Source organism: Flavonifractor sp. An4 (genome assembly GCF_002161755.1).
GTDB classification, from domain to species: Bacteria; Bacillota; Clostridia; order Oscillospirales; family Oscillospiraceae; genus Flavonifractor; species Flavonifractor avicola.
In genome coordinates, this window is sequence record NZ_NFIL01000003.1 from 143,354 (window position 1) to 168,818 (window position 25,465).

A 25,465-nucleotide genomic window follows, 5' to 3' on the forward strand; every position below is an offset into this window, starting at 1 on the left:
CTCCTTATAAGAAATATGCGGGGATGAAAGCCACCGCGAAATACGGAACCAGCGGCTGCTTTGCCGATGCGCCCTCCCGCAGTGCCGGGATCACCCGCATGGCAAAGGAAACGAAAAGGAGCGCAGCGGCCATAAGACACAAGCCGGTGATTACCCGGTCAACTCCCAGAACAAATCCAACGGCGGCGGCTAACCGCCAATCGCCGCCCCCCATCAGGCCGAGACCTGCACAGAGGTAAAATGGGGCCATTGCCAGCAGCGCCCCCAAAAGGGAGGCGGGGCTGATGGTGATCAGCCCCGCCGCAGCAATGATGATACAGACGATGTCGCAGACCGTTCTGGTTTTCAGGTCATCCACGGCGGCATAGATGAGACCGCCGCAGAAGACCAGTGCCTGTACCCAGAGCATCAGCCCGCGTAGTTGAACATCTCCTGAATCCGCTGGGTGACGGTGGGCATGACGGTGTCGTCCAGCACAGCGTACAGACCGGCCAGCACCAGGGCGCCCAGAACGACGGCGATCAGCACCTTGACGGCGGTATCGATGTAGCCCTCGCCGGCGTTGCCGCTGACAGCCCGGCTGTGGAAGGCGGCGATGGAAGACTTGTAGCTGGCGGCGGTGGTCTTGGCGGTGTTGGCGATGTTCTTAAACAGCTTCTTCATGAAAAATACCTCCTGTAAGTAAATCAATTTTGATTGTTTGTGGATGGCTTGATGATGTAGGTTCGGTCACAGTCTTCCTGATGCGGGAGGGCTGCGGCTACGCCCTGACAAGGTAAAGGCCGGACGATGGGCAAACGTCCGGCCTACATGGTCATTTCAATACATTCTGCTTGCTCCTGACTCTGGCTGAACTGGATGGGACGAAAGCCCACCCGGTCGCAGTAATAAAACTCGCTGCCGGAAGCGTCGTAAAGCTCCACCACATCGGACAGTGCCATTCGGTATCCCCGGTATCCGGGAGGAGGGCTATCCCTGCAGATGGCATAGATCCGCTCCAGATCATTGGTTCCCAGATTCCCTTCGAATACCTGGGTATAGTTGCCGGCATCCGGTTCTCCGAACTTTTTGACCAGATCCTCATATCCGATGAAACGCATGGTGACATCCACATCTTTTCGGAGCTGCCAGATGCGGCAGCCCTTCTGCGGCTGACCCAGCTCCTCACCGGGTACCTCACCGGCAGTCAGGCGGTCGAATACGCCCTCCTCCCACTGGGGAGCCAGGTTCATTCTGGCCAGATAACGGGACAGCTCATCGGTCTGGAACATTTCGTCCACAACGGCGGTGCTGTCCTTTACATAGCCCACCATATTGCCATAGAAGATCAGGCGGTTTTGGTTGTCTACTGTGAAACGAATCAGGGTGCATCACCTCCTTCCGGACAACCGGTTTACATCTGCTGACTCATAGCCTGCTCGGGAGCGTCGCTTTTCTGCTCCTGCTGCTCCTGGAGCTTCTGCTCGTAAGCGTCGTTGACCGCCTCCACCAGCGCGGTCCGTGCCTCGGCGGTAATGGCGTGGAAGGTGTCGTTGTATTTGGTTTCGCCATTTTTCTTGTAGGACTCCTGGGGCATGGAGATGAAGCGCCCCTTGTCGGACTCAATGACCCGGATGCCGTGGACGGCAAAGGCGCCGCCGATGGTGGCGCTGGCATAGGCTTTGGTCTTGAAGTCCCCATCCACCATACGGTCGATTCGCGCCTCCACCTGGGGCGTGGGGGTTTCCTGCTGCTTTTTCTTCTGTGTTGCCATGTGACAAATCTCCTTTCTTTCTTTACATGGATGGATGACTCATTTCGAGACCGGCGGGCGATTCCTGCCGGAGTTGCTCCAGCCGCTCTCTGGCCCAGTCGGGCAGATGCTCCTCCCGGAGAATGCCGATAAAGTCGCTGCGGTTCCAGCGTGTCTGCTCTCCATCGCCAAGACAGGTGGCGTATACCGCTCTGCCTGCGGCGGTGGGGACGCAGCCAAAGCCGCCGGTGGCCAGCCAGAGCTGATTTTCCGGCGCCCAGCAGGACTCCTTCAGTGTGAACGGACTCATGACCAGCACCTTGCCCTCCAGATTTTGGCCGGTCATATCGTCGCACTGGGAGCCGGTGAACAGCTTCAGCTCTGCCTGTGCCTTGCGGAAGTCGTTGACGAAGCCGTCCAGCACGGCGGGGTGGCTCTCCACGGTAAACTCATAATTGCGGTCGCTGGGCGGGATGAAGGTGGAGGCGGCCCACGCTTTGTTTTGCGGGCTGAATCGTCCGTCGTACTGCTTTTGCTGAAGCGTGGCGGACAGCACCCACCCCACACGTTTGAATCCGAAATTATCGATGACACTTCTGGCGCAGTCACGGTCCAGGTGCATCCCATCAAAGCCCCGGCGGATGGATTCCTCGATGGCCTGCTTACAGGCGATGTTCTCCAAGTGGCTTGCCCGCCAGAGGGCCACCTCGTTTTGCCGTTTGGCCTCGGCGAAGGAACTGAGATAGAGGTAGGCGTGGTCTTTAGTCATTGGCTTTCCCACTTTCAAGGATCGCCTTGGTCAGCGCATCGCTCCATGTGGTCTTGTGGTCATCGGATACCACCAGAACAGCGCCGTCCACGCTGAACACACAGAGGTTATCGTACAGGATGCCGGCATCCGCAAAGGCTTCGGCGGGGATGGGGAGCATATCTTCATCGCAGCCGTGGCAGCCGTCGCACATATCCCCATCGTCCTCCTGGGCCTCCCAGTCGGCCAGCATATCCTCCATCAGGCTGTGGGCCAGTCGCAGCAGAGTTGTCGTGGCGGCAGCCTTCTCCGCAGGCTCCATCTCCTGCTTGAGCAGGACGATGGCGTTTTCCAGGGTGTGCAGCTCCAGCGTTTCCTCCCTGTCCAGCCCGCTTAAGGTCAGGGCGGCGGGCTGGATGACGGCCTTGCCGTCGCTTGTGTACTTGATAAATGTCATGTTCATTCCTCCTGTTTGAGTTCTTTTGTGGGTTCATGGATCAGGGTGTATTTTCCCTCCTCCTCATCCGCGGCAGACAGGTTGAAAAGGTTGAGCTGCCAATGCCTTGCGGAATTGTGGCGGCGGGGGTCGTAATTGGTGATGACGATCTCCTCATACTCGCTTCCGGCCTTCTGCGACATGCTGTTGGGGCGAGTGGTGTGGAAGATGTAAAACTCCTTGTACAGCTCCACGATGAAGGGGCAGTAGTTGTAGGACACCATCACATACCCCTGGCACTCCAGAAGGGCGTCGTGGAGGCGCTGATGATCTTCCTTGGGAAACACCGCCGCATAACAGTCCTCCGCATCGTAATAGGGCGGATCAAAATACAGAAATGCGTCTGGCCGGTCGTACTGACGGGCGACCTCCACACAGTCCTTGTTTTCGATGACGACATTTGCCAGCCTGCGGGAGCACTCCCAAATCAGGTAGAAGAAACGGCGGATGTCGCAGGATTTTCCGGCAAAGGACTTGGCACCGCCGCTGAAGCTGTATCGGATCAGCTTGAAAAAGTCGGCGGCCCGCCGCACATCGCCGCGAGGCGCCCGTTCCAGCATCATCCTTCGGATGGTCTCGGCATCCGGCGGCTCCAGATACCGCTCCGTCAGCTCCATCTCCTCGTCCAGATAGTCATCGGTGAATTCCTCTTTGGAGAAGAACTTATACAGCACATTGAAATCGTCGCGTGTATTCAGCGGCAGAAAACCCAACTCCAGCAGAAGCGCCATGGTCCTGTTTTTGACACAGCAGAACAGGTTGGTCAGGTCACTGTTGAAGTCGTTGTAGACCTCCATACATCCCGGCTGGATGGGGCGGCTCAGGGTCACTGTGCCGCTGCCGCCGAACACATCAATAAACCGGGAATACCGCGAGGGAGACAGCTTTCGGATCAGCCACAGCAGCTTGCTTTTACCGCCCACCCAGGGGATGAAGCTTTTCAAGCGGTATCACCGCCCTCCAGCGGAAGGGATATCTGTCCGCTGTCGATGGATTGCTCCAGCGCCTTGGTGAGACCGCGTTCCGCGTGGGCGATCTTCTTGATCCGGCTCCGGAGCTGCCGGATCGTTCTGCGCAGTTCTTCCTCAGTACCGGCGTAATAATAGCCGGAAGCCGAGCTGCAGATGGGGACGCCATCCCCACGCAGGCTGTTGATCAACCGGCGCAGGTCGGGGCCGCGGATCTGGAAAGCTGCCTCCAGCTCCCGGCTGGATACGACCCTTTCCGCTCCCTTGTGATAGGTCTTCAGGTACGCAGCGATGGGGTTTGTCGTGGTCATGCGGGCTCCTTTCCGGGGCTGTCACCCGAAAAGAGCGCAAAAAATCAGGGGCCGTTTGTCCCTTTCGGGTAACGGCCCCTGTGGTGTTCAGGCTATTTCATTTCTTATTTCATCACCTCCGTTGCGGCGGCTGGTCTGTGGGTGGCTTTTCACATGGACATGGTCGGCTCCATATCCGGCTGACTGTACTCATAGACCAGCTCTGTGCCGTTCCAGGATACGAAGCCATGCGCAGCGGCGGACAGACCCATGTTCTTCATCCTCTGGTTGGCATACCCCTCCGCATCAAAGCAGGAGGCAAGCAGCTCGTCCCTGGGGTATACGCCGTCCCGTTTCGCCAGCTCTTTTCCGAAATCGGCGAGTTCCATGTCACGGGGCATGAAGTGATAGCAGTGGAGGTTCTGTGCCAGATCCAGGGCGTAATCCAGACGGTGGCAATCCTCCAGCTCCATCACAGCCTGCCATTTATCCAGCCACTGGGGTCCTCCCTGCCCCTGTTCCGCCCAGACATAGCCGAAGTCGATGGCGTGACGGACGAGTTCCGCTGCGGAGCCGTACTGAGAGAGGATGTCCTTCAGCTGCGGGAGGCAGCAGCCCACATCCACAGCAATGCACTCGCTCAAAGACTCCACCTCCAGTGCGTCCAGCGCCAGGAGAAGCTCGTCCGGGTGTGCGGCATCCATATACTCGCCGGTGTCCGGGAATCCCACCCACACGCCGTCCGTATTGAAGCGGCTTGCCAGCCTGACTCGGATACCGTAGTCGCCTTTGTCGGGATTCAGCGTCGGGGCGCCATCCAGAAACGGATCGATCAGGGAGGTGACCCTGATGAAGTGCCCGTCGCAGAAGGTGTTCCCACCTTTCTGGCGGTAAGCTGCCCCCACTTTCTCCGGGTCAAGAAATGCACGTGCCTGGGAGGCAGGGCGCTGGATCTGTTCCATGATAAATTTGCCAAGTCGGGCATCGTCCCCGGCGCCGTAGAACAGGTCGTAGTGATCCAATTGACTGGCAATCAGCATCACATCGCAGGTCATCCTCGGCTGCTCGATCTGCATGGCCCCTCGGAACAGGAGACTTTCTTTGACCGTCATGTTCTCGAACCGCCGCTCCAGCCAGTCGTGCTGGGACTTGGTCATTTCAAAGCCGTCCAGGAGATCAAGGAGCCGCCTGGTTTGCCGATTTGCCATCACATCATCTCCATTCCGGCCTTCTCTGCCTGCATTTCTTCGCTGCGGATCGGCTCGCCATCCCTGCGCTGGACCAGCCCATAGGGGGTCAGCAGTGCGTTGTTTGACGCCATGACATCCTTGCCGTAGCTGTAGAGGACAATGTGCTTTTGCAAAATAGACCGGGAATGCTCATCCACAATGAAGCGAAGCTCCTCTACGGCCACCTCCTCGGGGGTCCGCTGATCCGGCTCGATCAGGTAGTCATCCAGATTTTCCGCAATTCGGACAGCGGCAGCGATATCGTGACAATCCGCCGCAAGGATAACCGCCTTGTATGTGGAGAGGTCTCCTTGCGCGACCATCTCCTTGAAGCATTTGGCCAACTCGTTCAGTTCGTGAACATCATTGCAGTCCATGCTTTCCAGAAGCGCGGGCATCGCGCTGTCCTCCACCTGGACAGACATTTCCGACCATGAGGCGCCTCCGTAAGCCTCCAGAACAGCGTCCAGCCGTTCCTGCGTAGCGGGCAGATCCAGGCACATCCTGTTGTCCGGCTGCTCATCGGAGTGGGAGGGACACTTGCCGACCGTCAGGCGGATGCCATATTCCGGCGCTTCGGGGATCAAGGCCAGGCTGTCATATACCTGCTTCAGCTCGTTGTGCTGCGTGACATAACCACCGTTTGCAAAGACGCCGCCCTCCTCAAATCGGGCGTTTCTGCCGAGCTTCTCAAAGTCCAGGTACTCGAAGATGGGGTCGGGGACTTTGTCAAGTGCGGGGATGAAATCATTCTCGGCGTAGAATCTGCCCAGCTGCTCATCCGTTGAGGCGTTGACCACGTGGCAGCAGTCTGTGCTGTAGGCCAGATCGATCATGGTGGCAACACTGATGGGGCCGTACTTTTTGGCCACCTCCATGTTGAACAGCCCTTCAAAGGCAGTCTTTTCTCTGCCGTTCATCTGTCCCAGACAGGTTGCCAAAGCGTTAAGCTGATAGAGATCGCATTCATGGGCCAAATGGTCTTGCAGGAAGACAAAGCCATGGTGTTCGAGGAATTCCCATCTCGGCTTTTCGCCCAGCGTCATCTGAAGCTTGTCCAGCGCATCCAGAAGGCCGTAGTAGGTAGCCGGAAGCTCCAGCTCGCACCACCGGTTCGTCTTCTCCCCGAACAGCTCCACACGAAACACTTTATCCAAGGGTCATCCCTCCCATCGTCGTTCCATGCTCCATATCATTCGCCTCGTCCGGGGGACAAGGCTCACTCATTTTGCCGGAACTCCTCTCCCCACCGAACCCGCTGTGCCGGGCTTCGGCGGGGGCCCCGGTTTGTACATAGTCTTCCTGGTACTTGGCGGGGTCAGCGCCGGGGGCATCCCAGCCGCACATACTGCCCACCTCCATGGCCTGCCGCTGAATGGGGCTGACTCCCAGTTTTTCGTTCAGCTCGTCCGCCAGCTCCACATTTTTCTCCTTGTCGCCGGTGTCCCAATCGGAGGGGTAGTAGCCGGTCTCGCCCCGGCGGATGCAGATGAGATCGCCGGTGGACCTGAGGGTGGAGAAGCACATCTCCGGCAGGCCGTCTGCCACTCTGGGCGCGAACTGCTCCGCCTCGGTTCGGATGTCCCAATTGTCCTCCATGCTCCACAGGTGGACATACAGCTCGTCGTCGCCGACGCAGATCTCCCGCTGTTCGAAACCCTCGCCCCAGCCATCCGAGGCCTGGCCGGAGACGTACTCCTTCAGGGTGGTCAGATCTTCCGGGGTGAGGGCGCCGACCACCCGGCACTCAGCCACGCCCCATAGCCGGCCGTTCCGCTCCTCGACGGTGAACACGGCGGATTTGACCTTCTGGTTGACGCTGTCATCCTTGCCATACCAGTGCATGATGCCGCTCTCGGCTTCTTCCGGCATCCGGTTGTTGATCAGGGCTCTGAGGATCTCGCCCTCATAGCACCGCAGCAGCCTTCCGTCCAGCGGGGTGCTGTCGTCCTCCATCTCCCCATACTCGTTGCGGGTGTAGAGATCGGCGGTCAGGGGCATATACAGCTTCAGGGTGGTGGGCTCGGGCGGCAGAACGGTGAAGCTGTCCTCACCGATGATCAGCGCCAGGGTTCTGCCGTTGTCCCACTTCATGTGGAACTGCCCAGCATCGTCGATGTAGTCCAGAGTCCCTGTGCTGCCCGGCTCCAGCGGGGCATACGGGTCTTTCATCTCTCTGAGCTTGATCCTCGAACCTGCGGGGAACTGTTCCCGCAGGAAGTCCAGCCATTCTTTTGGTGCTGACATTTACATTCCTCCCATATTCATATTTTGGCCGGGATTGTTTTCATAGTCCGCAAGAGAATGGGGATTTTCTTCGCCATAAAGGTCGAAGAGGATGTCATCCACCTGTTTGCGGACAGCCGGGTCATCCGTCAGAGTCTCATACCGGAAACCCGTCACATCCCGATACGGCAGTTCCTGCCGGATGGCAGCCAGATAGGTTTGGGGATCGTGATACTCCCGCTGTTCCCCATTGGCAAAGGTCGCACGCCCCACGGCCCTGTTCTGCTGGGCCATCTGCTGCTGACGCAGGTCATAGCAGTAGAGATACCCCTGGTAGTCGCCGGGAAACGGGGTGCAGCGCAGGCAGTAGCGGTAATGCTCCGTTTCTGCGATGTAGCCATAACTCCGGCCGTCCTCGGTGATGGCCCCGCCGTTCCGATAGCAGTAGGCTCTCATCGATGCCAGGTCCTTCAACGGGCCATCGGCACGAAGGGTGTCCACCACTTCCTGAAGGTCATCCTTAAATTCCCCGGTGTTGAATTGGTCTTCGTTATGGGGCCACCAGGAATGGTGAAATCCTTTTCCGGAAGAACCGAAATCCATCCGCACATGGCCCACTGTACCGGCCTGAAGGTCCCGTTCTTCTTCCACCTGAGAATAGAACAGGCCCGCCTCCTCACGGGAAGCGGGCCTGAGTTTATATTTGGGTGGAGTCTTCAACCCATACTGTTTGCAAAATTCCGTGAGTGTGATCTCATCGCCGAGAAAATCCAGCGCATCACCAATCTCACGGTAGTCCTGATTATCCGGAAAGGAAATCGGTTCCGGCACAACGATAGAACCAGCGTGATTAACCACAACCAGAATTTCCAGCGTACAGGGTGAGCCCGGATCATTGTCACTGCCTCGCAGATCATATACATGCCAACCGTCCGGCACAGTGTGGGTGTCTACTCGCGCATTGGTGAACAGGGCAGGCTTCCCAAACAGCTCGATATGCTCATACTCCTCAGTCATCGCATTGACGCTCATTATTTCACCTCTTTCCCCTTGGTATAGCTACACAACATACCACAGCTCAGCGGAAATGGCTATGGCCAAAAGGCATCTTGCCGGAAAAGTGGAGATACCCGGCGACAGCGGCTCCCAGTGCCGCCATAGATGCTATTGTGATCATTATTTTCTTCTTCATTCACATTCCTCCCAATCATTGGATCGTGTTGTTCAGGTCACCTGCATATCGAGGAGAGAATACGCCGCCAGCTTTACGCAGAGCAGTTCGGTTTCGTGGGGCATCAGGAAAGCCCTTCCATCTCCATCGCCTGCGTTTCCTCAGCAAAGGGGCTGCTGCACCGGCGAATCAGGCCAAATTCCGTGCGCCGGACTCCGTCCTCCACCATGGCGTCCTCGCCCAGCTTCTCGAAATCCATATACCCGTCGATGGTATCGATCAGTTCATCATCGGCACCGATGCGCCGAAGGACCGTTTGCCCGTATTCATAGGCGTCCTCCGGGATGCGCTCGTAGTCGTCCAGATTCATGGCATAGCGGAGCGCCTCCTGCATGGTCCCTGGCTGTTCCACAGAAAGAACCGACAGATATTTCAGCAGCTCACCATCGTCACACTGCATCCCCTCAATGGCCCAGGCCAATTCGTTTGCGTCTTCCACGCAGACCCCTGTAGTGGGAATATGCTCGTCCATATAGGGAACAGAAAACGACACTCTGGTGATTGCTGCCTCGGCAAAACAATCGATGCCCAGTGTTCTTTTTACTCGCTCCAATTCCTCTTTCGTTGCCGGAAGGCAGACGATCGCTTGCGCCTTAGCGGAGGAGAGGTCGAGCTGGACCTTCGACTTTTTCTCTCTGACAAGCGCATCATCCTGCTTGCGGAGCACATAGCCTGCATGGGTATAGGCGCCGCCATGGTCGGCATAGTATTCTGCGCCGATCTTCGCAAAGTCCAGGTAGGGCCAGGCGGCTTCAGGGAATCTGGGATCGCCCTGAATCTGGCCTGCAACAGCGACATAACGGCCAAGTGTCACATCTGAATTGACATTGGGAATGAGGATGTAGTCCGGCACCTGTTCCGCCACACGAATCATATCACTCAGGTCATTGATGCTGCTGCCATCCAATGCGCCGGCATAGATGTTCCGTTCACGGGAGTCCATTTTGGCAATGATGCTGGAAAGCTGATTCAGCTGTGCAAGCTGCGTTCTGGAATCGGGGTCAAGCCCGCTGAGGTACGACGGCAGATTAGCGATCACGCTTTTGATCTCGACGATCTCTGTTTTGCCCGTTCTGCTGGCCTCATCAAGCCGGCTGACCGCTTCTGTCATAGCGTCATGCGATGCGGGAAAATGGAGCGGGACAATGGCCGGACTGCCGCTTCGTTTCATGAAGAGTTGGATCATGCCATTCCCCCTATCTGAAAGTCCTGTTCCCGCTGATAGGCTTCTGCCGGGTCATCCGCCATCAGTTCCTCCAGACTCAGCGCACCCTGGTAGGCGATATAGCCGCGGTCAGTAAACACGCCGGACTCCTGATCCATGTGCTGCAGGCCATACCGCTCGTAGTCATAGAACTCGTCCAGATTGGGGTCATACTCAAAATGACCGGATTTCTGGATCATGTATTTTCCGTATTCCGCAGGGGTATGTGCGCCGGGGGCAAATGCAAAGAGATCCAGGTTTTCCGCCAGATGCCGGATCTGACCGGCGCACTCCGGCTTGGCCATGCTGACTGCGGCCCCCAGCTTCTCACGGGCGTCATATGAAAGCTTGTCCATGACCAGCGCCAGCTCATTGAGCTCGTGTATGTTTTCGCACCGGAAGTCCAGTACCACATCCACTTCCTCGGGAAATGAGCTTTCACTCATCCAAAGACACCTATTCTCAGGCGCAATGCCGCTGCGCTGCATGGCGCGTTCAATCTGGCCTTTGGAGGCAGGGAGGTATATCCAGGTGACATTTTGGGTGTTCTCCGGTTCCTGTCGGGAAGATATTCCGATAGCGGTCAGATCGGCCTCATAGTGATAGCAGGGCAGGTGCTTTCCATCGTAGAGCTGCGAGAGCTGCATACCGTTGTCATAGACCACACCGTAGCGGGTGATGGTTCCCTCGTTGCCCTCAATCAGCAAGATGGCGGTTTCCTCTCCGTCCAACTGCTCCAGTTCCTCCATGCTGGCACACCCGCCATGGATGTTCATGTAGTGATCACGGCCAACCTCTTTCAAATTTGTGAAGTCCGTGATCACCGTTGCCTGCTGGCAGCAAAAGGTCAGGTTGATGAGATCCTTCATGCTGGTGAGCTGCAGTTTTTCGGCCATGGCCTGAAATTGCGAAAACTCGCCCACATCAAAGCTGTCCAGCCGCTTAGCCAGATAGTCCAGCTCGTCCAGATTGACCCTGGCACCTTCCAGCCGATACAGCACAGGCCAGGCGCTGTCGAGTGCGTCCACATGGCAGTCGGCATCCGATACATGGCCGATTTCCAGTGACTCCAACAGCGCAACGCAGTGGTCGTATTGATTTCTGGGAATGGGCAGGGGGATCGTCGCAACACCATATTCCGGGTGGTCGGCGTTGCTCAGAACTGCTTTCATGATCAATTTGCATCACCTTTCTTTTTCTCAAAATTCAAAATCGCATCACCGTACTTGGCCAGAAGCAGAGCGCAGATAATCAGGTGGAACGCCTCATCTGTGACCAATTCGGGGGATGCGAGATCGGCAATGGTAATGTTTTGGCTGCCGGTGGAAATGGCTTTGGCCGCCTGATAAACGCTGTAAAGCTCCGGCTGGATGCCGGCCAGCCGGAGGGACTGGAAATCAAATCCGCAGGCATCAAACTTCCAGATCATCCTGCGCCAGATATCGTCGTAGGCTGTCAGGAGAAACAGTGCGGCCTGGTTGCGCTGCGACAATCGGCGGCAACGTGTTCGCCAGTGCATCCAACGGCTACGGTGTTCGTCAGAATGGAAGGCTTGCAGAGGATATGGGTAGATCTCCTGTGCCAACCGTTTCCAAAGCCTCATTCTCAGCTTGCCACGGAGGCAGTCCTCAATTACTTTCGCAAGGCTGAGCGACCCGGTCTCGATTCGTTCCCCCAGGCAAGTGCATTCACACAGCGGGCAGGGATTTTCCTTTGAGTAGTTTGTGCAGTACTGGCAATCGACATCTTCAGACTGATAGTGAAATGTAGGTCGGCGTAGGCCGTGACCTCTGGGCTTGAAATGGGGCGGGGTCATCATCATCTGCTCCATCTGGTATAAGGGGGTATCTCTCATGAAGTAGCGCGTCATGGGTGGTGTGCTCCTTTCGGTGAAATAAAAAAGCGCCGGAGTCTTATTTCTAAAACTCCGGCGCTCGGTGTATTACATGGTCAGTTCCTGGCTTTGAGAATCCAAGGAGTGCTGCTCCTGCTCTCGCATGCGCTCCAGGATGTTGGGCATTCCACGTAGGATCTGTTCCTGAACACTTTTAATGCATTGTTCCTGGTCGACAGTCAAATCAACTCCGGCATCCAGTGTGTCGGTGCAGCATCGATAGATTTCGGTGAGCTGTGCTTCGTTAAAAATCAGCTGTTTGGAGACGAGACCGGCACGGATGGCGAAGTCCTGCTTGGCTCCCGTATAGTTATCCTGAAAGTAATGGCCTTGGTTGAGACCTGTGCGGTCACAGCTCCAGTCCCATGTGACGAAATGGACGCCAAGCCGGGTGGGGTGGGCAGCCAGCACTGTGCCGTTGAAGTCGGCCAGCAGGCGGTAGTCGCCGGTCAGGCTTTGGGCCTGCAGGGGCGGAGCCTGTTCCAGCAGCGTCATGTACTCCCGCACTGTGCAGGCCAGATCAGTGACTCGCTCACAGGCTCGTTCCCGTTCCGCCGTTGCCACATCCTCCTGCCAGTAGCGAACCCCTCCGCCCTCTGTGATCCGGCAGAGGGGGAGACCATCCCATTCCACCGGGAGAAGATCATCCTGCTCCGGCTGCGTGGTGAAGCCTTCCCGGCCAAGCACCGTGCAAAGTTCTCGGTAAAATTGTTCTCTATCCATCTTGTTGTGATGCTCCATCAGAAAGACCTCCAGTCATTTCAATTTATACGCCCGCGCAAATAAAAAAAGCCGCCACCTGAATATAGGTGACGGCCACAGAACTTCAGAACGAAGTGGATTGTACTACATTTTGGTACAATCCACTTCGTTCACAAAAAATTAACAAAATATTTTTTGGAGAACACGAATTATTTCCGTATTTTCACCTCGAAAGCGGGCTGAAAAGCGCCGGGATTTAGTTCAAGTCCTCACCCCATAGGGGAAAGGCCGGATGATATCTTTTTCTTGTGCAGTAAAATTTGGACACGAAAAAAGCCCGGAAACCGCATGGTTCCGGGCTTTTTCGGTGCGATATCTTTTTTGGTCGCACAATGTGGTTGCGGGGGGAGGATTTGAACCTCCGACCTCCGGGTTATGAGCCCGACGAGCTACCAAACTGCTCTACCCCGCGATATGGTGCCGGAGACCGGGGTCGAACCGGCACGGGATTACTCCCACGGGATTTTAAGTCCCGGGCGTCTGCCAATTCCGCCACTCCGGCGTGGAGGGCTCCAGTCTCGCGTTTTCTGAGTGCCTAAATAGAATACCACAGAGGGGATGGTATGTCAACCCCTGATTTAAAAAATAAAGAGAAAAAATTGACTGCCGGACAGAAAGCAAAAAACCAAAAGAGACACGCAAAAGCGTGTCTCTTTTGGTACGGCTGAAGGGATTCGAACCCCCGACCTTTTGGTTCGTAGCCAAACACTCTATCCAACTGAGCTACAGCCGCATATCAACTGAGGTGTTTCTCTCTCTCGCTGACAGCTTAATTATATTAGCACAGCTTTAGACAGAATGCAAGACTTTTTTTAAAATTTTTCAAAAAATTTCAGAGGGCCTATTTATGCCCCTCTTCCGCGATAATGCGCTCCAGACAGCCCATCAGATCTGCCATGGTTTCCAGCCGCACCCCCATGTTGAGAATATGTTCCCGAAGGTGGGGCGGCATGGAATCAAACTGGGGCCGGATTGCCGGATCGATATACGCCATTCTATCACCTCCTGCCGGTTAGTCTGCATAGCTAGTATAGCCGGCAGGAGAAAAAAGGATACAGCGGGCATCAAAAAACGCGCCTCTGAAACAGAGACGCGGAAATTTTGGTCTGTCCCCACCGCAGGGAGCGATTGCCGCCCTGCGGTGGGACAGTGGGTAGTGCGTTGAAAAGAGAGAGAAGAGAGGAGGAGTAATGTCATTGTTATCTCTGGTATCCTGACAATCTCTATGATACCAGATTCCGCACCGAAGTGGTGAACCGTTTCGGAACTTATTGTGAACGAATTATGAACGCATGAGTATGTTACAGCAGTGTGATAAATTGGCTGTTGGCCCAGCCCACCATGCCGTCAAGCCGGACCACATACCAGTCCTCCCATTGGTTGAGGATGGTAAGGCGGGTACCGTCGTAGGCCCTGGCCAGCACAGCGGCGGTGGTGGAGGGTTTATCGCGGATATTCAGATAGCCCCAGGAGACGTCCACAACGGCGGGACGGGGGGACTGAGGCTCCAGGAAGGGCAGACCAAAATACTCCGTCAGGGAGAGAACGATATTGCGGGCAATGGCATCCAGGTTGTTCTGCACCCAGGCGGCGTCGTCCGGGTTATCGTGATAGCCCAGCTCCAGGAACACCGAGGGGGCACGCACCCGCCGTACCTCGCCGATGGAGGTGGTAGACTCGGCCCGAACCTTATTGGGCAGGGGGTAGATGGTTTTCAGGCCATTGGCAATGAGCTGGGCGGCCCGCTTGCCCTCTGTGGAGCTGGGATAATAGAAAACCACGATACCCCGGGCCTGACCGTATTGCTCTTCCGGTGCGGCGTTGGAGTGGAGAGCCAGGTGGAGATCGTAGTTCCCGGCGTTGGAGGCCCGGATAGAGGACAGGGCGGTCATGTCCGGGGTGTTGCGGGAAAAACGGATGCCGGCAGCGGTGAGGTAGGGCTCCATAGCGTCTGCCAGACGATTCATCCACTCCTCTTCCGTGCCGCCGTTGACGTACAGGTTGTTCTCCTGGGTGGAGGGGGAGAGGTAGATAATGGGCATAAAAATAACCTCCTTTTCCCCATGCTATGCGGGAGAAGGGAGGCCTGCGCACCAGAAACAGTCCCCGGTGCGTAAAACGCACCGGGGACGGCGAAAGGATGTATGTAAATAACTCAGTCTACCTTGGGACCGGCGGCTACCAGAGCCTTGCCGGCATCGTTGGTGGTGTACTTGGCGAAGTTCTTCACGAAGCGGGCGGCCAGATCCTTGGCCTTGGTGTCCCACTCAGTGGGATCGGCGTAGGTGTTGCGGGGGTCCAGAATGTTGGTATCCACGCCGGGCAGGGCGGTGGGGACAGCCAGATTGAAGTAGGGGATGGTCTTGGTCTCCGCCTTCAGAATGGAGCCGTCCAGGATGGCGTCAATGATACCACGGGTATCCTTGATGGAGATCCGCTTGCCGGTGCCGTTCCAGCCGGTGTTTACCAGGTAGGCCTTGGCGCCCGACTTGGCCATCTTCTTCACCAGTTCCTCGCCGTACTTGGTGGGATGGAGTTCCAGGAAGGCCTGGCCGAAGCAGGCGGAGAAAGTGGGGGTGGGCTCGGTGATGCCGCGCTCGGTGCCCGCCAGCTTGGAGGTGAAGCCGGACAGGAAGTAGTACTCGGTCTGCTCCGGGGTCAGGATGGACACAGGAGGCAGCACGCCGAAGGCGTCGGCGGACAGGAAGATCACGTTCTTGGCGTCGGGACCGGCGGATACGGGCCGGACGATCTTCTCGATGTGGTCAATGGGATAGGAGACACGGGTGTTCTCGGTGACGGAGTCATCATTAAAGTCACAGTGGCCGTTCTCGTCCACAGTGACGTTCTCCAGCAGAGCGTTGCGCTTAATGGCATTGTAGATATCGGGCTCGGACTCCTTATCCAGGTTGATGACCTTGGCGTAGCAGCCGCCCTCGAAGTTGAAAATGCCGTTATCATCCCAGCCGTGCTCGTCGTCGCCGATGAGCAGGCGCTTGGGATCGGTGGACAGGGTGGTCTTGCCGGTGCCGGACAGGCCGAAGAACAGGGCGGTGTTCTCGCCATTCATGTCGGTGTTGGCAGAGCAGTGCATGGAGGCCATACCCTTTAGGGGCAGGAAGTAGTTCATCATGGAGAACATACCCTTCTTCATCTCGCCTCCGTACCAGGTATTCAGGATAACCTGCTCCCGGGAGGTGAGATTGAAGATGGCGGCAGTCTCAGAGTTGAGACCCAGTTCCTTGTAGTTTTCCACCTTGGCCTTGGAGGCATTGTAGGAGATAAAGTCGGGCTGGAAGTGTTCCAGCTCCTCCTCGGTGGGCTGGATGAACATATTTTTCACAAAGTGAGCCTGCCAGGCCACTTCCATGATGAAGCGGATGGCCATACGGGTATCAGCGTTGGCGCCGCAGAACACGTCCATGACGTACAGCTTCTTATTGGACAGCTCCTGAATGGCCAGCTGCTTGCAGGTATCCCAAGCCTGCTGAGAAGCGGGCTTGTTGTCATTCTTGAATTCATCGGAGGTCCACCACACGGTGTCTCTGGAGGTGTCGTCCATAACGATGAACTTATCTTTAGGAGAACGGCCGGTATAGATGCCGGTCATGACGTTAACGGCGCCCAGATCAGTGACCTGGCCCTTATCATAGCCCTCCAGCTCAGGCCTGGTCTCTTCCTGGAACAGGACCTCATAGGAGGGGTTGTGGAGGATCTCGGTGACGCCGGTGATGCCGTATTGATTCAAATCAATGTTTGCCATAATGCATGACCTCTTTCCCGTATTGATCTCTCTGGGGCTCTGGCGGGGCGGACAAGCCCCGGAAGTTACAAATCCCATGGGATAATCATACACAGATTTGGGCATAATGTCAATTCCCCTGTGCCAGGCGATTTTGCAATTTTCTTTCCCGGCAGTTTCAATCTGCCTTTTGAAGTACCAGGAACTTCAAGCTCCAAGCGCCCGAAGCGCACGGGCCAGAAGGGCAAACTCTTGGATGCCCAGCCGCTCGCCGCGGACCCCCTCAGGCAGTCCGGCGTCGGCAATGGCCTGCCGCAGTTGATCCTTGCTCAACCGGTCGCCGAAAGCGGCAGACAGACCGTTGAGCAGGGTCTTGCGGCGCTGGGCAAAGGAGGCGCGCACGACCCGGAAGAAGAAGTCGTCCTCCACCAGGGTCTGTACCGGCTCAGACCGGGGCACCATGCGGATCACTGCCGAGGTCACCTTGGGGGCAGGCAGAAAGCACTCCGGAGGCACTTCAAAGAGATACTCCGGCTGGGTGTAGTACTGGCAGAACAGAGAGAAGGCACCATAATCCGCCGTACCGGGATCGGCGCAGATCCGTTTGGCCACTTCCCGCTGGATCATTACCGTGATGGAGGCAAAGCAGCCTGCCTCAATGAGGGCGGTAATGACGGGGGTGGTAATGTTGTAGGGCAGGTTGGCGCAGGCCACCGGGGTGAGGCCGGGAAACTGTTCCGCAGCCAGAGCGGCCAGATCCAGCTTCATGGCGTCCCCGGGGATGACAGTCACATTGTCAAAGGGAGAGAGGGTCTCCGCCAGAATGGGCAGCAGATCCCGGTCCAACTCAATGGCAGCTACCCTGCCTGCCCGGCGGGCCAGCTGAACGGTGAGAGGACCGATGCCCGGTCCGATCTCCAGAGCGCCGCAGGTCTCGTCGGCGCCAGAGGCGTCGGCAATGTCCTGGGGCACCCAGCCCTGAATGAGAAAATTCTGGCCCATGCTTTTGGAAAAACGAAAACCGTGGCGGCCCAACAGGGCCTTGATGTCATTGCTGTTGCAGAGATCCATAATCCACCTCGCACACGTATTGACACCAGTATACGGGAAACAGAATGAAAATACAAGCCTACCGCCGGGGCAGCAGGACGGTAAAGGTGGTGCCGCTGTCCGGGGTGCTGGTCACAGAGATCCTGCCCCGATGGGTTTCGGTAATGCTCTTGGCGATGGCCAGCCCCAGACCATAGCCCCCCTGAGCCCGGTCCCGGGCGGCATCCGCCCGGTAGAACCGCTCGAACAGGTGGGGCAGGTGTTACGCCGGAATGGGAGCGCCGGTGTTGTGGACGCTGAGGCGCAGCTTGTCCTGCTGGCGGGTCAGCGTAATCCGGACCTCCGGGTTAGGTGGACCGGCGTATTTCACCGCATTGTCCAGCAAAATACGTACCAGCCGCCGCAGCTGCCCCTCATCCCCGGTGAGTGTCAGCTCTGGATCGATGTGGGACTCCAGGGCCACCCCCGCCTCAAAGGCCACCGGTTCAAAGGGGAGCAGGCAGCCCTGAACCAGCTGGCTCAGATCCACCTGGGTGGGATGGGTAGGCAGCCGGGCGCTGTCCGATTTGGCCAAAAAGAGCAGGTCCTCCACCAGCCCCTTCATCTGGCGGGCCTCCTCCTGGGTGTAGCTGAGCCACTTGGATTGGCTTTCCACCGTGTCCGACGGATGGGCCAGTACGATCCCGGTATTGGCCAGAATTACGGTCAGCGGTGTTTTCAGCTCATGGGAGGCGTCGGCCACAAATTGCCTCTGCTGTTTCCAGGCCTTTTCCACCGGCCGGAGGGCCAGGGAGGCCAGAAACAGACTGACAAAGAAAAAGGCGGCCATGGCCAGCAGCCAGATCAGCAGGCAGGTGAGAAAGAGGTTGCGCAGGGTGCTGCGTTCCCAGGACAGGTCGGCGAAGGCGATACGGATGGTGCCGTCAGGCTTCTCCTCCATCAAAAAGCGCAGGCCCAGATCGGCCAGCACGCCACTGTCCTGTTCCGAGTCCATGGCCTCCTGAGCGGCCTGGGCGGCGGTCTCCTCCGATACATCCACATGGCCGCCGTCGTTGATGGAGGTGACCTGTCCATCCTCCACAGTAACGGAAAAAACGGGCACCATGGAGGCATTGCGGTCCCGGTCCATGCCGTCCTGCTCCGGCGGAGAGCCGATCTCAAACCGGGGCGGCAGCTCGTCATCTCCCCGGTTCAGCGCCATATGGAGGGCGGCGGTTCCCTGGTCAGCCAGCCTCCGGGCGTTGGAGGAGAGCAGCAGGGCAAAGACCACCGTTAAAACCAGTCCCACCAGCAGCAGGTTGATGAGGATAAACTTCCACCGCAGCCGCCGGATCATGAGACGGGCACCTCCAGATAATAGCCCACCTTCCGGACGGTGCCGATACTCACATTGGATTCCAAAAATGAGAGCTTTTTGCGCAAAAAGGAGATATATACCTCCACATTGTTGTCCTCCGCATCGGAATCCAGCCCCCAGACCCGGGCGATGATATCCTCCTTGGGTACTACGGCCCGGGGATGGACCATCAGCTGCCGCAGTACATCAAACTCCTTAAAGCCCAGACGCACCGATTTGTCCCCCTGCCGCAGGCAGCGGGTGGACAGCTCCAGGGTCAGGTCCCCGGCGGTGAGCTGCTCGCCGATGACCTCCCCCTGCCGTCGGGTGAGGGCCCGCACACGGGCCAGCAGCTCCCCGATGTCAAAGGGCTTGGTCATGTAGTCGTCAGCACCGTGGTCCAGACCGGCGATCTTGTCCGGCATCTCATCCCGGGCGGTGAGCATGAGGATGGGGGTGGACACATGGGCGTGCCGCAGGCGGCTGGCTACCTCAAAGCCGTCCAGCTTGGGCAGCATCACGTCCAGCACGATCACGTCGTATTGCTCCGTCAGGGCATAGTCCAGCCCGTCGGCCCCGTCATATACCACATCCGTCTGATAGCGCTGCTCCGCCATGATCTGGCCCAGGGCCTCCGCCAGCCGGCGCTCATCTTCTACGATTAAAACTCTCATAGGTAAGATCCTTTCCTGTTTGGTATGCGTATTTGCTGAGCAAAGGATACCGTTCCATCCTGAAATTTATCTGAAACCATTATAAAAAACAGGAAGAAAAAAAGGATTTACAGAGTGTTAACAATTCCAGGTGCCAATCCTTCAGGCTAATTTCAGCTTGAGACACTATACTGGCCCGGAATCCGGAACAGACGGGAGGACCCACCATGGAATGTGCAGAAATCATGACCCAGGAGACCCCTCAGATCCCCCAAAAGACCCGGCGGAAGCTGCCCATCAAACGAATTGTGGCCTTGGTTGTGGCGGCTGCGGTAGTCGTAGGCGGTGCTTTTGGGATCAAGATCCTTTTCTTTCAGGGCGAGACCAGGATCGCTTTGACCGAGACCACCACCTATGGCAGCCTGTCCACAGTCATTGAAGGCACCGGAACCACCATGCCTGCCGACAGCGTTACTTATACCACGGCCTCTACAACGGAGATCACCGGGGTCTATGTATCCGCCGGCGACACGGTGGCGGCGGGCGATCTGCTCTATACCCAGGACGATTCCGAGCTGGACGAGGAGATCGAGGGCTATCAGGATGAACTGACCGAGCTGCAGAACACCCTGTCCGACGCCGGCGACCAGCTGTCCGAACTGAACCAGCGGCTGGCCGATCTGACAGTGACCGCCCCCTTCTACGGCCGGATCACCGACGTGACCGCCCGGGCGGGGGACAGCGTGGGGTCGGGTACCAAGCTGGCCACCCTGGTGGACGACAGCAAGATGACCCTCACCCAGTATTTCAGCTACGCCTATGAGGACCAGATCTATGTGGGTATGAAGGCGGGGGTATCCATTGCCAGCCTCATGACCACCCTGGAGGGCACGGTCACCGAGATCAAGAAGGTGGACCGGGTCACCGCCGAGGGTACCCGCTGCTTTGCGGTGACGGTGACGGTGGATAATCCGGGGGCCCTTACCGAGGGCATGACCGGCGCGGGCTATCTGCTCACCGGCAGCGGGGAGAAGCTCTACCCGGCTGTGGAGGGGACCCTGGAATACTACGCCAGCGAGGACATCACCGCGCCGGAGAGCGGCAAGCTGACGGCTGTCAACGTGGACGACTATGAGACGGTGACGGCGGGGGCTACTCTGTTTGTCATCGACGGCTCCGACCTGGAGGATCAGGTGGAGACCACCCAGCGGAGCATCACCCAGACCCAGGAGAAGATCACCCAGACCCAGGAGAAGATCTCCGAGGCGGAGGAGAAGCGCGCAGACTACCAGGTGACGGCGGAGATGGACGGCAAGATCATCATGGTGGGCGTACAGGAGGGGGAATCCCCCCGGCAGGCGGGCCAGACCGCAGTGACCCTCTACAATCTGGACGCCATGACCATCACTGCCAACATCGACGAGCTGGATATCGACAACATCACCATGGGCATGGAGGTGGACATCACCCAGTCCGGGGCGGAGAGCGACACCCACTATACCGGCACGGTGACCGCCATCAGCTATGAGGCCACCAACACCAACGGCGTGGCCTACTTCCCCATCACCATCACCATTCCCAGTGAAGGCGCCCTGTCCGCCGGCGTCAACGTGTCCTACACCATCACCGTGGGTGACGAGTCGGAGGGTGTGCTTGCCCCCATCGCGGCGCTGAAGAGCACCAGCGAGGGCACCTGCCTCTTTGTGAAGGCGGACACCCGGCCGGACAACGCGGTGGATCTGGAGGAGGGCGTGGTGCCTGACGGCTTCTACGCCGTGCCGGTGGAGACCGGGGTGTCCAACAGCCAGTATGTCCGCATCCTCTCCGGCGTGGAGGAAGGGGTGGAGGTATTCACCCGCTATCAGCAGGCGGCCCCCTCCGGCGGCGATACCACCAGCGAGAGCGGTGAGGAGCAGGAATTTCAGGGCATGGGCGACTTTTCCGGCGGCCGGCCCGCCGGTATGGAGCAGGGCGGCGGCATGATGCCCGGCGGCAATATGGGCGGCGGTATGAGCGGCGGCCCCATGGGCTAGGAGGCGGCGAAATGAGTTTGATCCGACTGGACAATGTGTATAAGATCTACGGCGAGGGCAGGGAAAACCAGGTCAACGCCCTGGACGGCGTGACGCTGGAGATCAACCAGGGAGAGTTTGTGGCCATCATCGGTACCTCCGGCTCGGGCAAGTCCACCATGATGAACATTCTGGGCTGCCTGGATGTGCCCACCCGGGGAGAGTACTATCTGGACAGCATCCTCATCAGCCAGCGTGGGCGGCGGGAGCTGGAGCTCATCCGCTCCCGAAAGATCGCCTTCATCTTTCAGGGCTACAACCTGATCCCCTCCCTCAGCGTGTGGCAGAATGTGGCGCTGCCCATGCTCTACCAGAAGGTGCCCCTGGCCCAGAGGAAGGCGCGGGCTATGGAGGCCCTGGAGCGGGTGGAGATTGCGGCCAAGGCGGACTACCGGCCCGGCCAGCTCTCCGGCGGCCAGCAGCAGCGGGTGGCCATTGCCCGGGCTATTGCCGCCCGGTCTCCGGTCCTGATGGCCGACGAGCCCACAGGCGCCCTGGACTCCAAAACCGGCGCCCAGGTGCTGGCCCTTATGCGGGAAATGAACCGGACGGGTACCACCGTGATCCTCATTACCCACGACAACGGCATTGCCGCCCAGGCCGACCGGACGGTGCGGGTGAAGGACGGGAAGATCGTCCACGACAGCCTGTGGGACGGGGTGCTGATGGATCTGGACGTGTCGGCAAGGCGGGTGGCGCCGTGAACGCACTGGGTATGGCCCTGGAGTCCATCCGGGAGAAGAAGGGGCGCTCCTTCCTCACCATGCTGGGCATCATCATCGGCGTCACCGCCGTGCTGGTGCTGGTGGCTCTGGTGTCGGGCTACAACGCCGACATCACCGCCTACTATGAGAAGCTGGGCGTCAACAAGGTCAATGTCACTGTGACCTGGTACGACACCAGCCGCAGCGTGGATGTAATGAGCGCCCTGTATGACTACTGCGATGAGGAACTGAGCGATATGGTGGAGGGGGTGAGCCCCGATGTGTCCACCTCGCTGCCCATGAAGTACCGCACCACCACCCTGGACAGCAGCACCGTGTATCTGGGCAGCGACGAATACGCCGCCTGCAATAACTACACCCTGGAGAGCGGCCGGGATATCAGCGCCTTTGATCTTGAACAGCGCAACCGGGTGTGCGTGCTGGGGTCCTATGTGGCGGACAGCCTGTTCCAGTACGCCGACCCCATTGGGGAGACGGTATACCTGGGGGGCGAGCCCTTTACCGTGGTGGGCACCTACTACCAGAAGGACGGGGGCACCGAGGGGTCCATGGACGATATGGCTGTGATCCCCTACTCCCTGGACCGGGCTATCCTCCAGACCGACTACCTCACCGCCTTTACCGTGAAGGTGGATAAGTCGGACAACATGGAGGCGGTGATGGCCGACCTGGAGGTCTTTCTGGCCGACACCATCTCCTCCACCGTGGGGGAGTATGAGCTGGAGAACGGCAACGCAGCCATGACTGAGTCCACCGAGGAGATGACCTCCATGAGCGTGGTGCTGGGCGGCATTGCCGGTATCGCCCTGCTGGTGGGCGGCATCGGCATCATGAACATCATTTGGTGGTCATCGGCATCGTGTTCGGCATCTACCCGGCGGTGAAGGCCTCCAACCTCCAGCCGGTGGACGCCCTCCGGGCGGATTGAACAGAAGGAGGAGATTCCAATGAAACGCAAACTCTTGTCCCTGCTGACTGCGGCGGGGCTGTGCCTGGGGCTGACCGGCTATGCCGGGGCGGCCTCCTTTCCCGACGTGAGCGACGCCGACACCGCCCTGGCGGTGGAGGTGCTGTCCGGCCTGGGCATCGTCTCTGGCGGCTCCGGCGGCAACTACTACCCGGATCAGGGGCTGACCCGTGCCCAGTTCTGCAAGTTGGCGGTGCTGGCCGGGGGCCACGGGGATCAGGTGACGGGCAGCGCCTACCGCACCCTCTTTTCCGATGTGGTGGGGAGCCACTGGGCGGCTCCCTACATCAATCTGGCCTGTGAGGAGGGCCTGGTATCCGGCTATGGCAATGGTACCTTCGGCCCCGACGACCCGGTGACGGTGGGCCAGGCGGTGACGGTGGTGCTGCGCCTGCTGGGCTATACCACCGACCAGGTGGGGCCCTTCTGGCCGGAGGACTATATGGCCCTGGGCGAGCAGCTGGGGCTGCTGGAGGGGGTATCCGATGACCCGGACCATGCCCTGACCCGGGGTGAGGCGGCCCTGATGCTCTACGCCCTGCTGGGCCAGAGCGACAGCACCGGAAAGGACTACATTGACAACCTGTGTGGCTCCAAGGTGGAAAACGCCGTCCTGCTGGACACCGACGCTGAGAGCGGCGACGGGACCGAGGGTATGGTGGAGGTGTACGCCAACCAGAACCTGTCCTGGTATGAACCGGCGGCGGAGCTGGACGGCCTGGCGGGCAGCCGGGGTACCCTGCTGCTGGACCAGAGCGGACGGGTGACTGGTTTTCTGCCGGACGACACCGTGCGCTATACCCTGATTCCCGACAGTGTCACCGCCAACCGCATCAACGGCAGCTAGGCCGTCAGCAGCACTACGCCGGTGGTGGTGGGGGATACCCTGACCACCTTTGGGAACTGCTGGTACGATCTGGCTGACTGCCCCCAGCTGACCCTCTACTACAACCAGTCGGGCAATCTGGAACTGGTGGCGGCCACCGAGGGAAACGGCTATGAGGGCGTGACCCTCACGGGCTACTATGAGTCTGCCAGCCCCAACACCGCCACCCCCGACACCATCACCCTGCTGGGGATGGTGTTGGAGGTGGAGGAGAGCGCCGTGGACAGCCTGAGCGGCTGTTCGGTGGGGGATAAGATCACCGTTACCCTGGACGGGGACGGGGCGGTGATCTCCGCCGCCGCGGGTGGGCAGACCGCCCTGTACGGCGTGCTGGGGGAGGGACAGGTGGAGCTGACCTGCGGCCTTACCGTCAAGGGTACGGTCACCGGCTCCGCCGGTGCGGGGGACCTGGTGAAGGTCACCTCCAGCGGTGTGGGTAAGCTGTCGGTGTCCCAGGTGTCCGGCGGCAGCAGCCTGGATCTCAGCGTGTCCGAGGGGACCCTGGGTTCCATCCCTCTGGCGGACAACGTGCGCATCTACGAGCGGGCGGGGACCAGCGTGGTCACGGAGATCGACCTGGAGGACATCCAGACTGCCGCTGTAAAGGCCGCCGATATCGACTTCTACGCCACAAACAGCGACGGCCTGGTGAGCGTGCTGCTGCTGGATAACGTGACGGGGAACGCCTACACCTACGGCCTCATTACCATGGGCAGCAGGACGGAGGGCAGCGGCGGCATGACCTACACCAACCGCACCGTTTCGGTGGAGAACGGAGGCGGTACCACCCAGGAGTATATCACCGGCCAGTCCGGGCGTACCGGAGACATGGGAGGCATCGCGGTATCTTCCGAAGGAAAGGCGGTGTCCGTTGTCACCCTCAGCAAGACGGAGGGCGTAGACCAGAGTGCCTTTGACAGCCTGGATGCGGTGGTGATTGACGGGGTGCGGGCGCCCATCAGCGACACCGCAGAGGGCTATAACAGCGATACCGAGCAGTGGGTCACCCTGTCCCAGGCCCGGGCCTACAGCGATACCTTTACCGTGTACTACAGCGGCACTTTGGGCGTGGACGCCGTGGTTCGGGTGCTTGCAACCGAATAACAGGAAAAGAGCGTGCCGAAAGCGGCGCGCTCTTTTTGTATAAAGAAAACCACTCGCTAGGCGAGTGGTTCAAAAAAGCCTAAGGCGATGAAAAAGATAAAAAAACTCCCTTTGCTATAATAGGAGTGCGGTCTGCCAACTGCACAAACG

At 58.6% G+C, this 25,465-nt stretch carries 26 protein-coding genes, 3 tRNA genes and 1 pseudogene; 5 read left to right on the forward strand and 25 right to left on the reverse strand.

All coding sequences use genetic code 11. From position 1 onward, the window contains the following. Positions 1 to 4: 4 nt before the first annotated feature. The 25 genes and pseudogenes from B5F94_RS02715 to B5F94_RS02830 form a co-directional block, all read right to left on the reverse strand. The gene (locus B5F94_RS02715; RefSeq protein ID WP_071430784.1) at positions 5 to 409 is read right to left on the reverse strand and encodes an A24 family peptidase; all 405 of its coding nucleotides are present in this window, start codon (positions 407 to 409) and stop codon (positions 5 to 7) included. Then, positions 409 to 663, reverse strand: coding sequence for a DUF6133 family protein (locus B5F94_RS02720; RefSeq protein WP_071430786.1), 255 nt, complete (start codon positions 661 to 663; stop codon positions 409 to 411). Before B5F94_RS02720 ends, B5F94_RS02715 begins: the two co-directional genes overlap by 1 nt. Before the next feature lie 143 nt (positions 664 to 806). Further along, the gene (locus B5F94_RS02725) at positions 807 to 1,313 is read right to left on the reverse strand and encodes a YodL domain-containing protein (RefSeq protein WP_071430788.1); all 507 of its coding nucleotides are present in this window, start codon (positions 1,311 to 1,313) and stop codon (positions 807 to 809) included. 80 nt (positions 1,314 to 1,393) lie between these two features. Beyond that, positions 1,394 to 1,753: a SpoVG family protein gene (locus B5F94_RS02730; RefSeq protein WP_076944460.1), complete on the reverse strand. Its 360-nt coding sequence runs from the start codon at positions 1,751 to 1,753 to the stop codon at positions 1,394 to 1,396. A gap of 22 nt (positions 1,754 to 1,775) precedes the next feature. Continuing rightward, positions 1,776 to 2,501 carry a DUF3849 domain-containing protein gene (locus B5F94_RS02735; RefSeq protein WP_071430790.1) on the reverse strand — a complete coding sequence of 242 codons (726 nt, stop codon included), beginning with the start codon at positions 2,499 to 2,501 and terminating at the stop codon, positions 1,776 to 1,778. Next, complete coding sequence (locus tag B5F94_RS02740) at positions 2,494 to 2,937, reverse strand: hypothetical protein (RefSeq protein ID WP_071430792.1); 444 nt, start codon at positions 2,935 to 2,937, stop codon at positions 2,494 to 2,496. The genes B5F94_RS02735 and B5F94_RS02740 overlap by 8 nt, the downstream gene beginning before the upstream one ends. A 2-nt stretch (positions 2,938 to 2,939) precedes the next feature. Next, a complete protein-coding gene (locus B5F94_RS02745) occupies positions 2,940 to 3,920 on the reverse strand; it encodes a DNA adenine methylase (RefSeq protein WP_207738183.1) in 981 nt (326 codons plus the stop codon). Beyond that, positions 3,917 to 4,255 carry a hypothetical protein gene (locus B5F94_RS02750; protein ID WP_071430794.1) on the reverse strand — a complete coding sequence of 113 codons (339 nt, stop codon included), beginning with the start codon at positions 4,253 to 4,255 and terminating at the stop codon, positions 3,917 to 3,919. The genes B5F94_RS02745 and B5F94_RS02750 overlap by 4 nt, the downstream gene beginning before the upstream one ends. A 149-nt stretch (positions 4,256 to 4,404) precedes the next feature. Then, entirely contained in the window at positions 4,405 to 5,442 is a 1,038-nt protein-coding gene (locus B5F94_RS02755; protein ID WP_071430796.1) for a hypothetical protein, read from the reverse strand. Next, positions 5,442 to 6,611 (reverse strand): antirestriction protein ArdA, encoded by a 1,170-nt coding sequence (locus B5F94_RS02760; protein ID WP_328245464.1) that lies wholly within the window; start codon positions 6,609 to 6,611, stop codon positions 5,442 to 5,444. Before B5F94_RS02760 ends, B5F94_RS02755 begins: the two co-directional genes overlap by 1 nt. A gap of 1 nt (position 6,612) precedes the next feature. Beyond that, positions 6,613 to 7,710 (reverse strand): DUF4314 domain-containing protein, encoded by a 1,098-nt coding sequence (locus tag B5F94_RS02765; protein WP_139193380.1) that lies wholly within the window; start codon positions 7,708 to 7,710, stop codon positions 6,613 to 6,615. Further along, positions 7,711 to 8,721 (reverse strand): LPD28 domain-containing protein, encoded by a 1,011-nt coding sequence (locus B5F94_RS02770; RefSeq protein ID WP_071430800.1) that lies wholly within the window; start codon positions 8,719 to 8,721, stop codon positions 7,711 to 7,713. A gap of 263 nt (positions 8,722 to 8,984) precedes the next feature. Beyond that, positions 8,985 to 10,106, reverse strand: coding sequence for a DUF6329 domain-containing protein (locus tag B5F94_RS02775; RefSeq protein ID WP_071430801.1), 1,122 nt, complete (start codon positions 10,104 to 10,106; stop codon positions 8,985 to 8,987). Further along, entirely contained in the window at positions 10,103 to 11,296 is a 1,194-nt protein-coding gene (locus B5F94_RS02780; RefSeq protein ID WP_071434940.1) for an antirestriction protein ArdA, read from the reverse strand. The genes B5F94_RS02775 and B5F94_RS02780 overlap by 4 nt, the downstream gene beginning before the upstream one ends. A 2-nt stretch (positions 11,297 to 11,298) precedes the next feature. Beyond that, positions 11,299 to 11,994, reverse strand: coding sequence for a hypothetical protein (locus tag B5F94_RS02785; RefSeq protein WP_087327425.1), 696 nt, complete (start codon positions 11,992 to 11,994; stop codon positions 11,299 to 11,301). Positions 11,995 to 12,066: 72 nt separating this feature from the next. Next, a complete protein-coding gene (locus tag B5F94_RS02790; RefSeq protein ID WP_087233670.1) occupies positions 12,067 to 12,759 on the reverse strand; it encodes a hypothetical protein in 693 nt (230 codons plus the stop codon). A gap of 356 nt (positions 12,760 to 13,115) precedes the next feature. Further along, positions 13,116 to 13,192, reverse strand: a tRNA-Met gene (locus B5F94_RS02795). A gap of 3 nt (positions 13,193 to 13,195) precedes the next feature. Then, positions 13,196 to 13,282 (reverse strand) — tRNA-Leu (locus B5F94_RS02800). Between the two features lie 154 nt (positions 13,283 to 13,436). Further along, positions 13,437 to 13,513, reverse strand: a tRNA-Arg gene (locus tag B5F94_RS02805). A gap of 108 nt (positions 13,514 to 13,621) precedes the next feature. Next, positions 13,622 to 13,774 (reverse strand): hypothetical protein, encoded by a 153-nt coding sequence (locus tag B5F94_RS16400; protein WP_158094697.1) that lies wholly within the window; start codon positions 13,772 to 13,774, stop codon positions 13,622 to 13,624. A gap of 307 nt (positions 13,775 to 14,081) precedes the next feature. Further along, the gene (locus B5F94_RS02810; RefSeq protein ID WP_087327428.1) at positions 14,082 to 14,822 is read right to left on the reverse strand and encodes an N-acetylmuramoyl-L-alanine amidase; all 741 of its coding nucleotides are present in this window, start codon (positions 14,820 to 14,822) and stop codon (positions 14,082 to 14,084) included. Between the two features lie 113 nt (positions 14,823 to 14,935). Further along, entirely contained in the window at positions 14,936 to 16,543 is a 1,608-nt protein-coding gene (gene pckA / locus B5F94_RS02815; protein WP_087189053.1) for a phosphoenolpyruvate carboxykinase (ATP), read from the reverse strand. Between the two features lie 186 nt (positions 16,544 to 16,729). Further along, positions 16,730 to 17,593 carry a 16S rRNA (adenine(1518)-N(6)/adenine(1519)-N(6))-dimethyltransferase RsmA gene (rsmA, locus tag B5F94_RS02820; protein ID WP_087327430.1) on the reverse strand — a complete coding sequence of 288 codons (864 nt, stop codon included), beginning with the start codon at positions 17,591 to 17,593 and terminating at the stop codon, positions 16,730 to 16,732. A 58-nt stretch (positions 17,594 to 17,651) separates the two neighbouring features. After that, positions 17,652 to 18,908 (reverse strand): annotated as a pseudogene (locus B5F94_RS02825) (HAMP domain-containing sensor histidine kinase). Further along, entirely contained in the window at positions 18,905 to 19,582 is a 678-nt protein-coding gene (locus B5F94_RS02830; RefSeq protein ID WP_087327433.1) for a response regulator transcription factor, read from the reverse strand. Before B5F94_RS02830 ends, B5F94_RS02825 begins: the two are co-directional and overlap by 4 nt. Positions 19,583 to 19,788: 206 nt before the next feature. On the opposite strand from B5F94_RS02830, the gene B5F94_RS02835 reads away from it, so the two are divergent. From B5F94_RS02835 to B5F94_RS16845, 5 genes are all read left to right on the forward strand, one after another. Beyond that, positions 19,789 to 21,594 (forward strand): efflux RND transporter periplasmic adaptor subunit, encoded by a 1,806-nt coding sequence (locus tag B5F94_RS02835; protein WP_087327436.1) that lies wholly within the window; start codon positions 19,789 to 19,791, stop codon positions 21,592 to 21,594. A gap of 11 nt (positions 21,595 to 21,605) precedes the next feature. Next, positions 21,606 to 22,337 (forward strand): ABC transporter ATP-binding protein, encoded by a 732-nt coding sequence (locus tag B5F94_RS02840; RefSeq protein ID WP_087327439.1) that lies wholly within the window; start codon positions 21,606 to 21,608, stop codon positions 22,335 to 22,337. Beyond that, positions 22,334 to 23,242, forward strand: coding sequence for an ABC transporter permease (locus tag B5F94_RS02845; protein WP_242965549.1), 909 nt, complete (start codon positions 22,334 to 22,336; stop codon positions 23,240 to 23,242). Before B5F94_RS02840 ends, B5F94_RS02845 begins: the two co-directional genes overlap by 4 nt. Positions 23,243 to 23,305: 63 nt before the next feature. After that, entirely contained in the window at positions 23,306 to 24,172 is an 867-nt protein-coding gene (locus B5F94_RS16840; RefSeq protein ID WP_242965550.1) for an S-layer homology domain-containing protein, read from the forward strand. Between the two features lie 21 nt (positions 24,173 to 24,193). Then, the gene (locus tag B5F94_RS16845) at positions 24,194 to 25,315 is read left to right on the forward strand and encodes a hypothetical protein (RefSeq protein WP_242965552.1); all 1,122 of its coding nucleotides are present in this window, start codon (positions 24,194 to 24,196) and stop codon (positions 25,313 to 25,315) included. Positions 25,316 to 25,465 lie beyond the last annotated feature (150 nt).

Bases quoted from the DNA above. Each gene is read 5' to 3' on its own strand.
- B5F94_RS16400 (WP_158094697.1), bottom strand. From the start codon at position 13,774: ATGGCGTATATCGATCCGGCAATCCGGCCCCAGTTTGATTCCATGCCG.
- B5F94_RS02810 (WP_087327428.1), bottom strand. From the start codon at position 14,822: ATGCCCATTATCTACCTCTCCCCCTCCACCCAGGAGAACAACCTGTAC.
- B5F94_RS02835 (WP_087327436.1), top strand. From the start codon at position 19,789: ATGGAATGTGCAGAAATCATGACCCAGGAGACCCCTCAGATCCCCCAA.
- B5F94_RS02725 (WP_071430788.1), bottom strand. From the start codon at position 1,313: ATGGTGGGCTATGTAAAGGACAGCACCGCCGTTGTGGACGAAATGTTC.
- B5F94_RS02720 (WP_071430786.1), bottom strand. From the start codon at position 663: ATGAAGAAGCTGTTTAAGAACATCGCCAACACCGCCAAGACCACCGCC.
- rsmA (WP_087327430.1), bottom strand. From the start codon at position 17,593: ATGGATCTCTGCAACAGCAATGACATCAAGGCCCTGTTGGGCCGCCAC.
- B5F94_RS02785 (WP_087327425.1), bottom strand. From the start codon at position 11,994: ATGACGCGCTACTTCATGAGAGATACCCCCTTATACCAGATGGAGCAG.
- B5F94_RS02830 (WP_087327433.1), bottom strand. From the start codon at position 19,582: ATGAGAGTTTTAATCGTAGAAGATGAGCGCCGGCTGGCGGAGGCCCTG.
- B5F94_RS02750 (WP_071430794.1), bottom strand. From the start codon at position 4,255: ATGACCACGACAAACCCCATCGCTGCGTACCTGAAGACCTATCACAAG.
- B5F94_RS02790 (WP_087233670.1), bottom strand. From the start codon at position 12,759: ATGGAGCATCACAACAAGATGGATAGAGAACAATTTTACCGAGAACTT.
- B5F94_RS02730 (WP_076944460.1), bottom strand. From the start codon at position 1,753: ATGGCAACACAGAAGAAAAAGCAGCAGGAAACCCCCACGCCCCAGGTG.
- pckA (WP_087189053.1), bottom strand. From the start codon at position 16,543: ATGGCAAACATTGATTTGAATCAATACGGCATCACCGGCGTCACCGAG.
- B5F94_RS02780 (WP_071434940.1), bottom strand. From the start codon at position 11,296: ATGAAAGCAGTTCTGAGCAACGCCGACCACCCGGAATATGGTGTTGCG.
- B5F94_RS02715 (WP_071430784.1), bottom strand. From the start codon at position 409: ATGCTCTGGGTACAGGCACTGGTCTTCTGCGGCGGTCTCATCTATGCC.
- B5F94_RS02775 (WP_071430801.1), bottom strand. From the start codon at position 10,106: ATGATCCAACTCTTCATGAAACGAAGCGGCAGTCCGGCCATTGTCCCG.
- B5F94_RS02765 (WP_139193380.1), bottom strand. From the start codon at position 7,710: ATGTCAGCACCAAAAGAATGGCTGGACTTCCTGCGGGAACAGTTCCCC.
- B5F94_RS16840 (WP_242965550.1), top strand. From the start codon at position 23,306: ATGAAACGCAAACTCTTGTCCCTGCTGACTGCGGCGGGGCTGTGCCTG.
- B5F94_RS02740 (WP_071430792.1), bottom strand. From the start codon at position 2,937: ATGACATTTATCAAGTACACAAGCGACGGCAAGGCCGTCATCCAGCCC.
- B5F94_RS02840 (WP_087327439.1), top strand. From the start codon at position 21,606: ATGAGTTTGATCCGACTGGACAATGTGTATAAGATCTACGGCGAGGGC.
- B5F94_RS02770 (WP_071430800.1), bottom strand. From the start codon at position 8,721: ATGAGCGTCAATGCGATGACTGAGGAGTATGAGCATATCGAGCTGTTT.
- B5F94_RS02755 (WP_071430796.1), bottom strand. From the start codon at position 5,442: ATGGCAAATCGGCAAACCAGGCGGCTCCTTGATCTCCTGGACGGCTTT.
- B5F94_RS02735 (WP_071430790.1), bottom strand. From the start codon at position 2,501: ATGACTAAAGACCACGCCTACCTCTATCTCAGTTCCTTCGCCGAGGCC.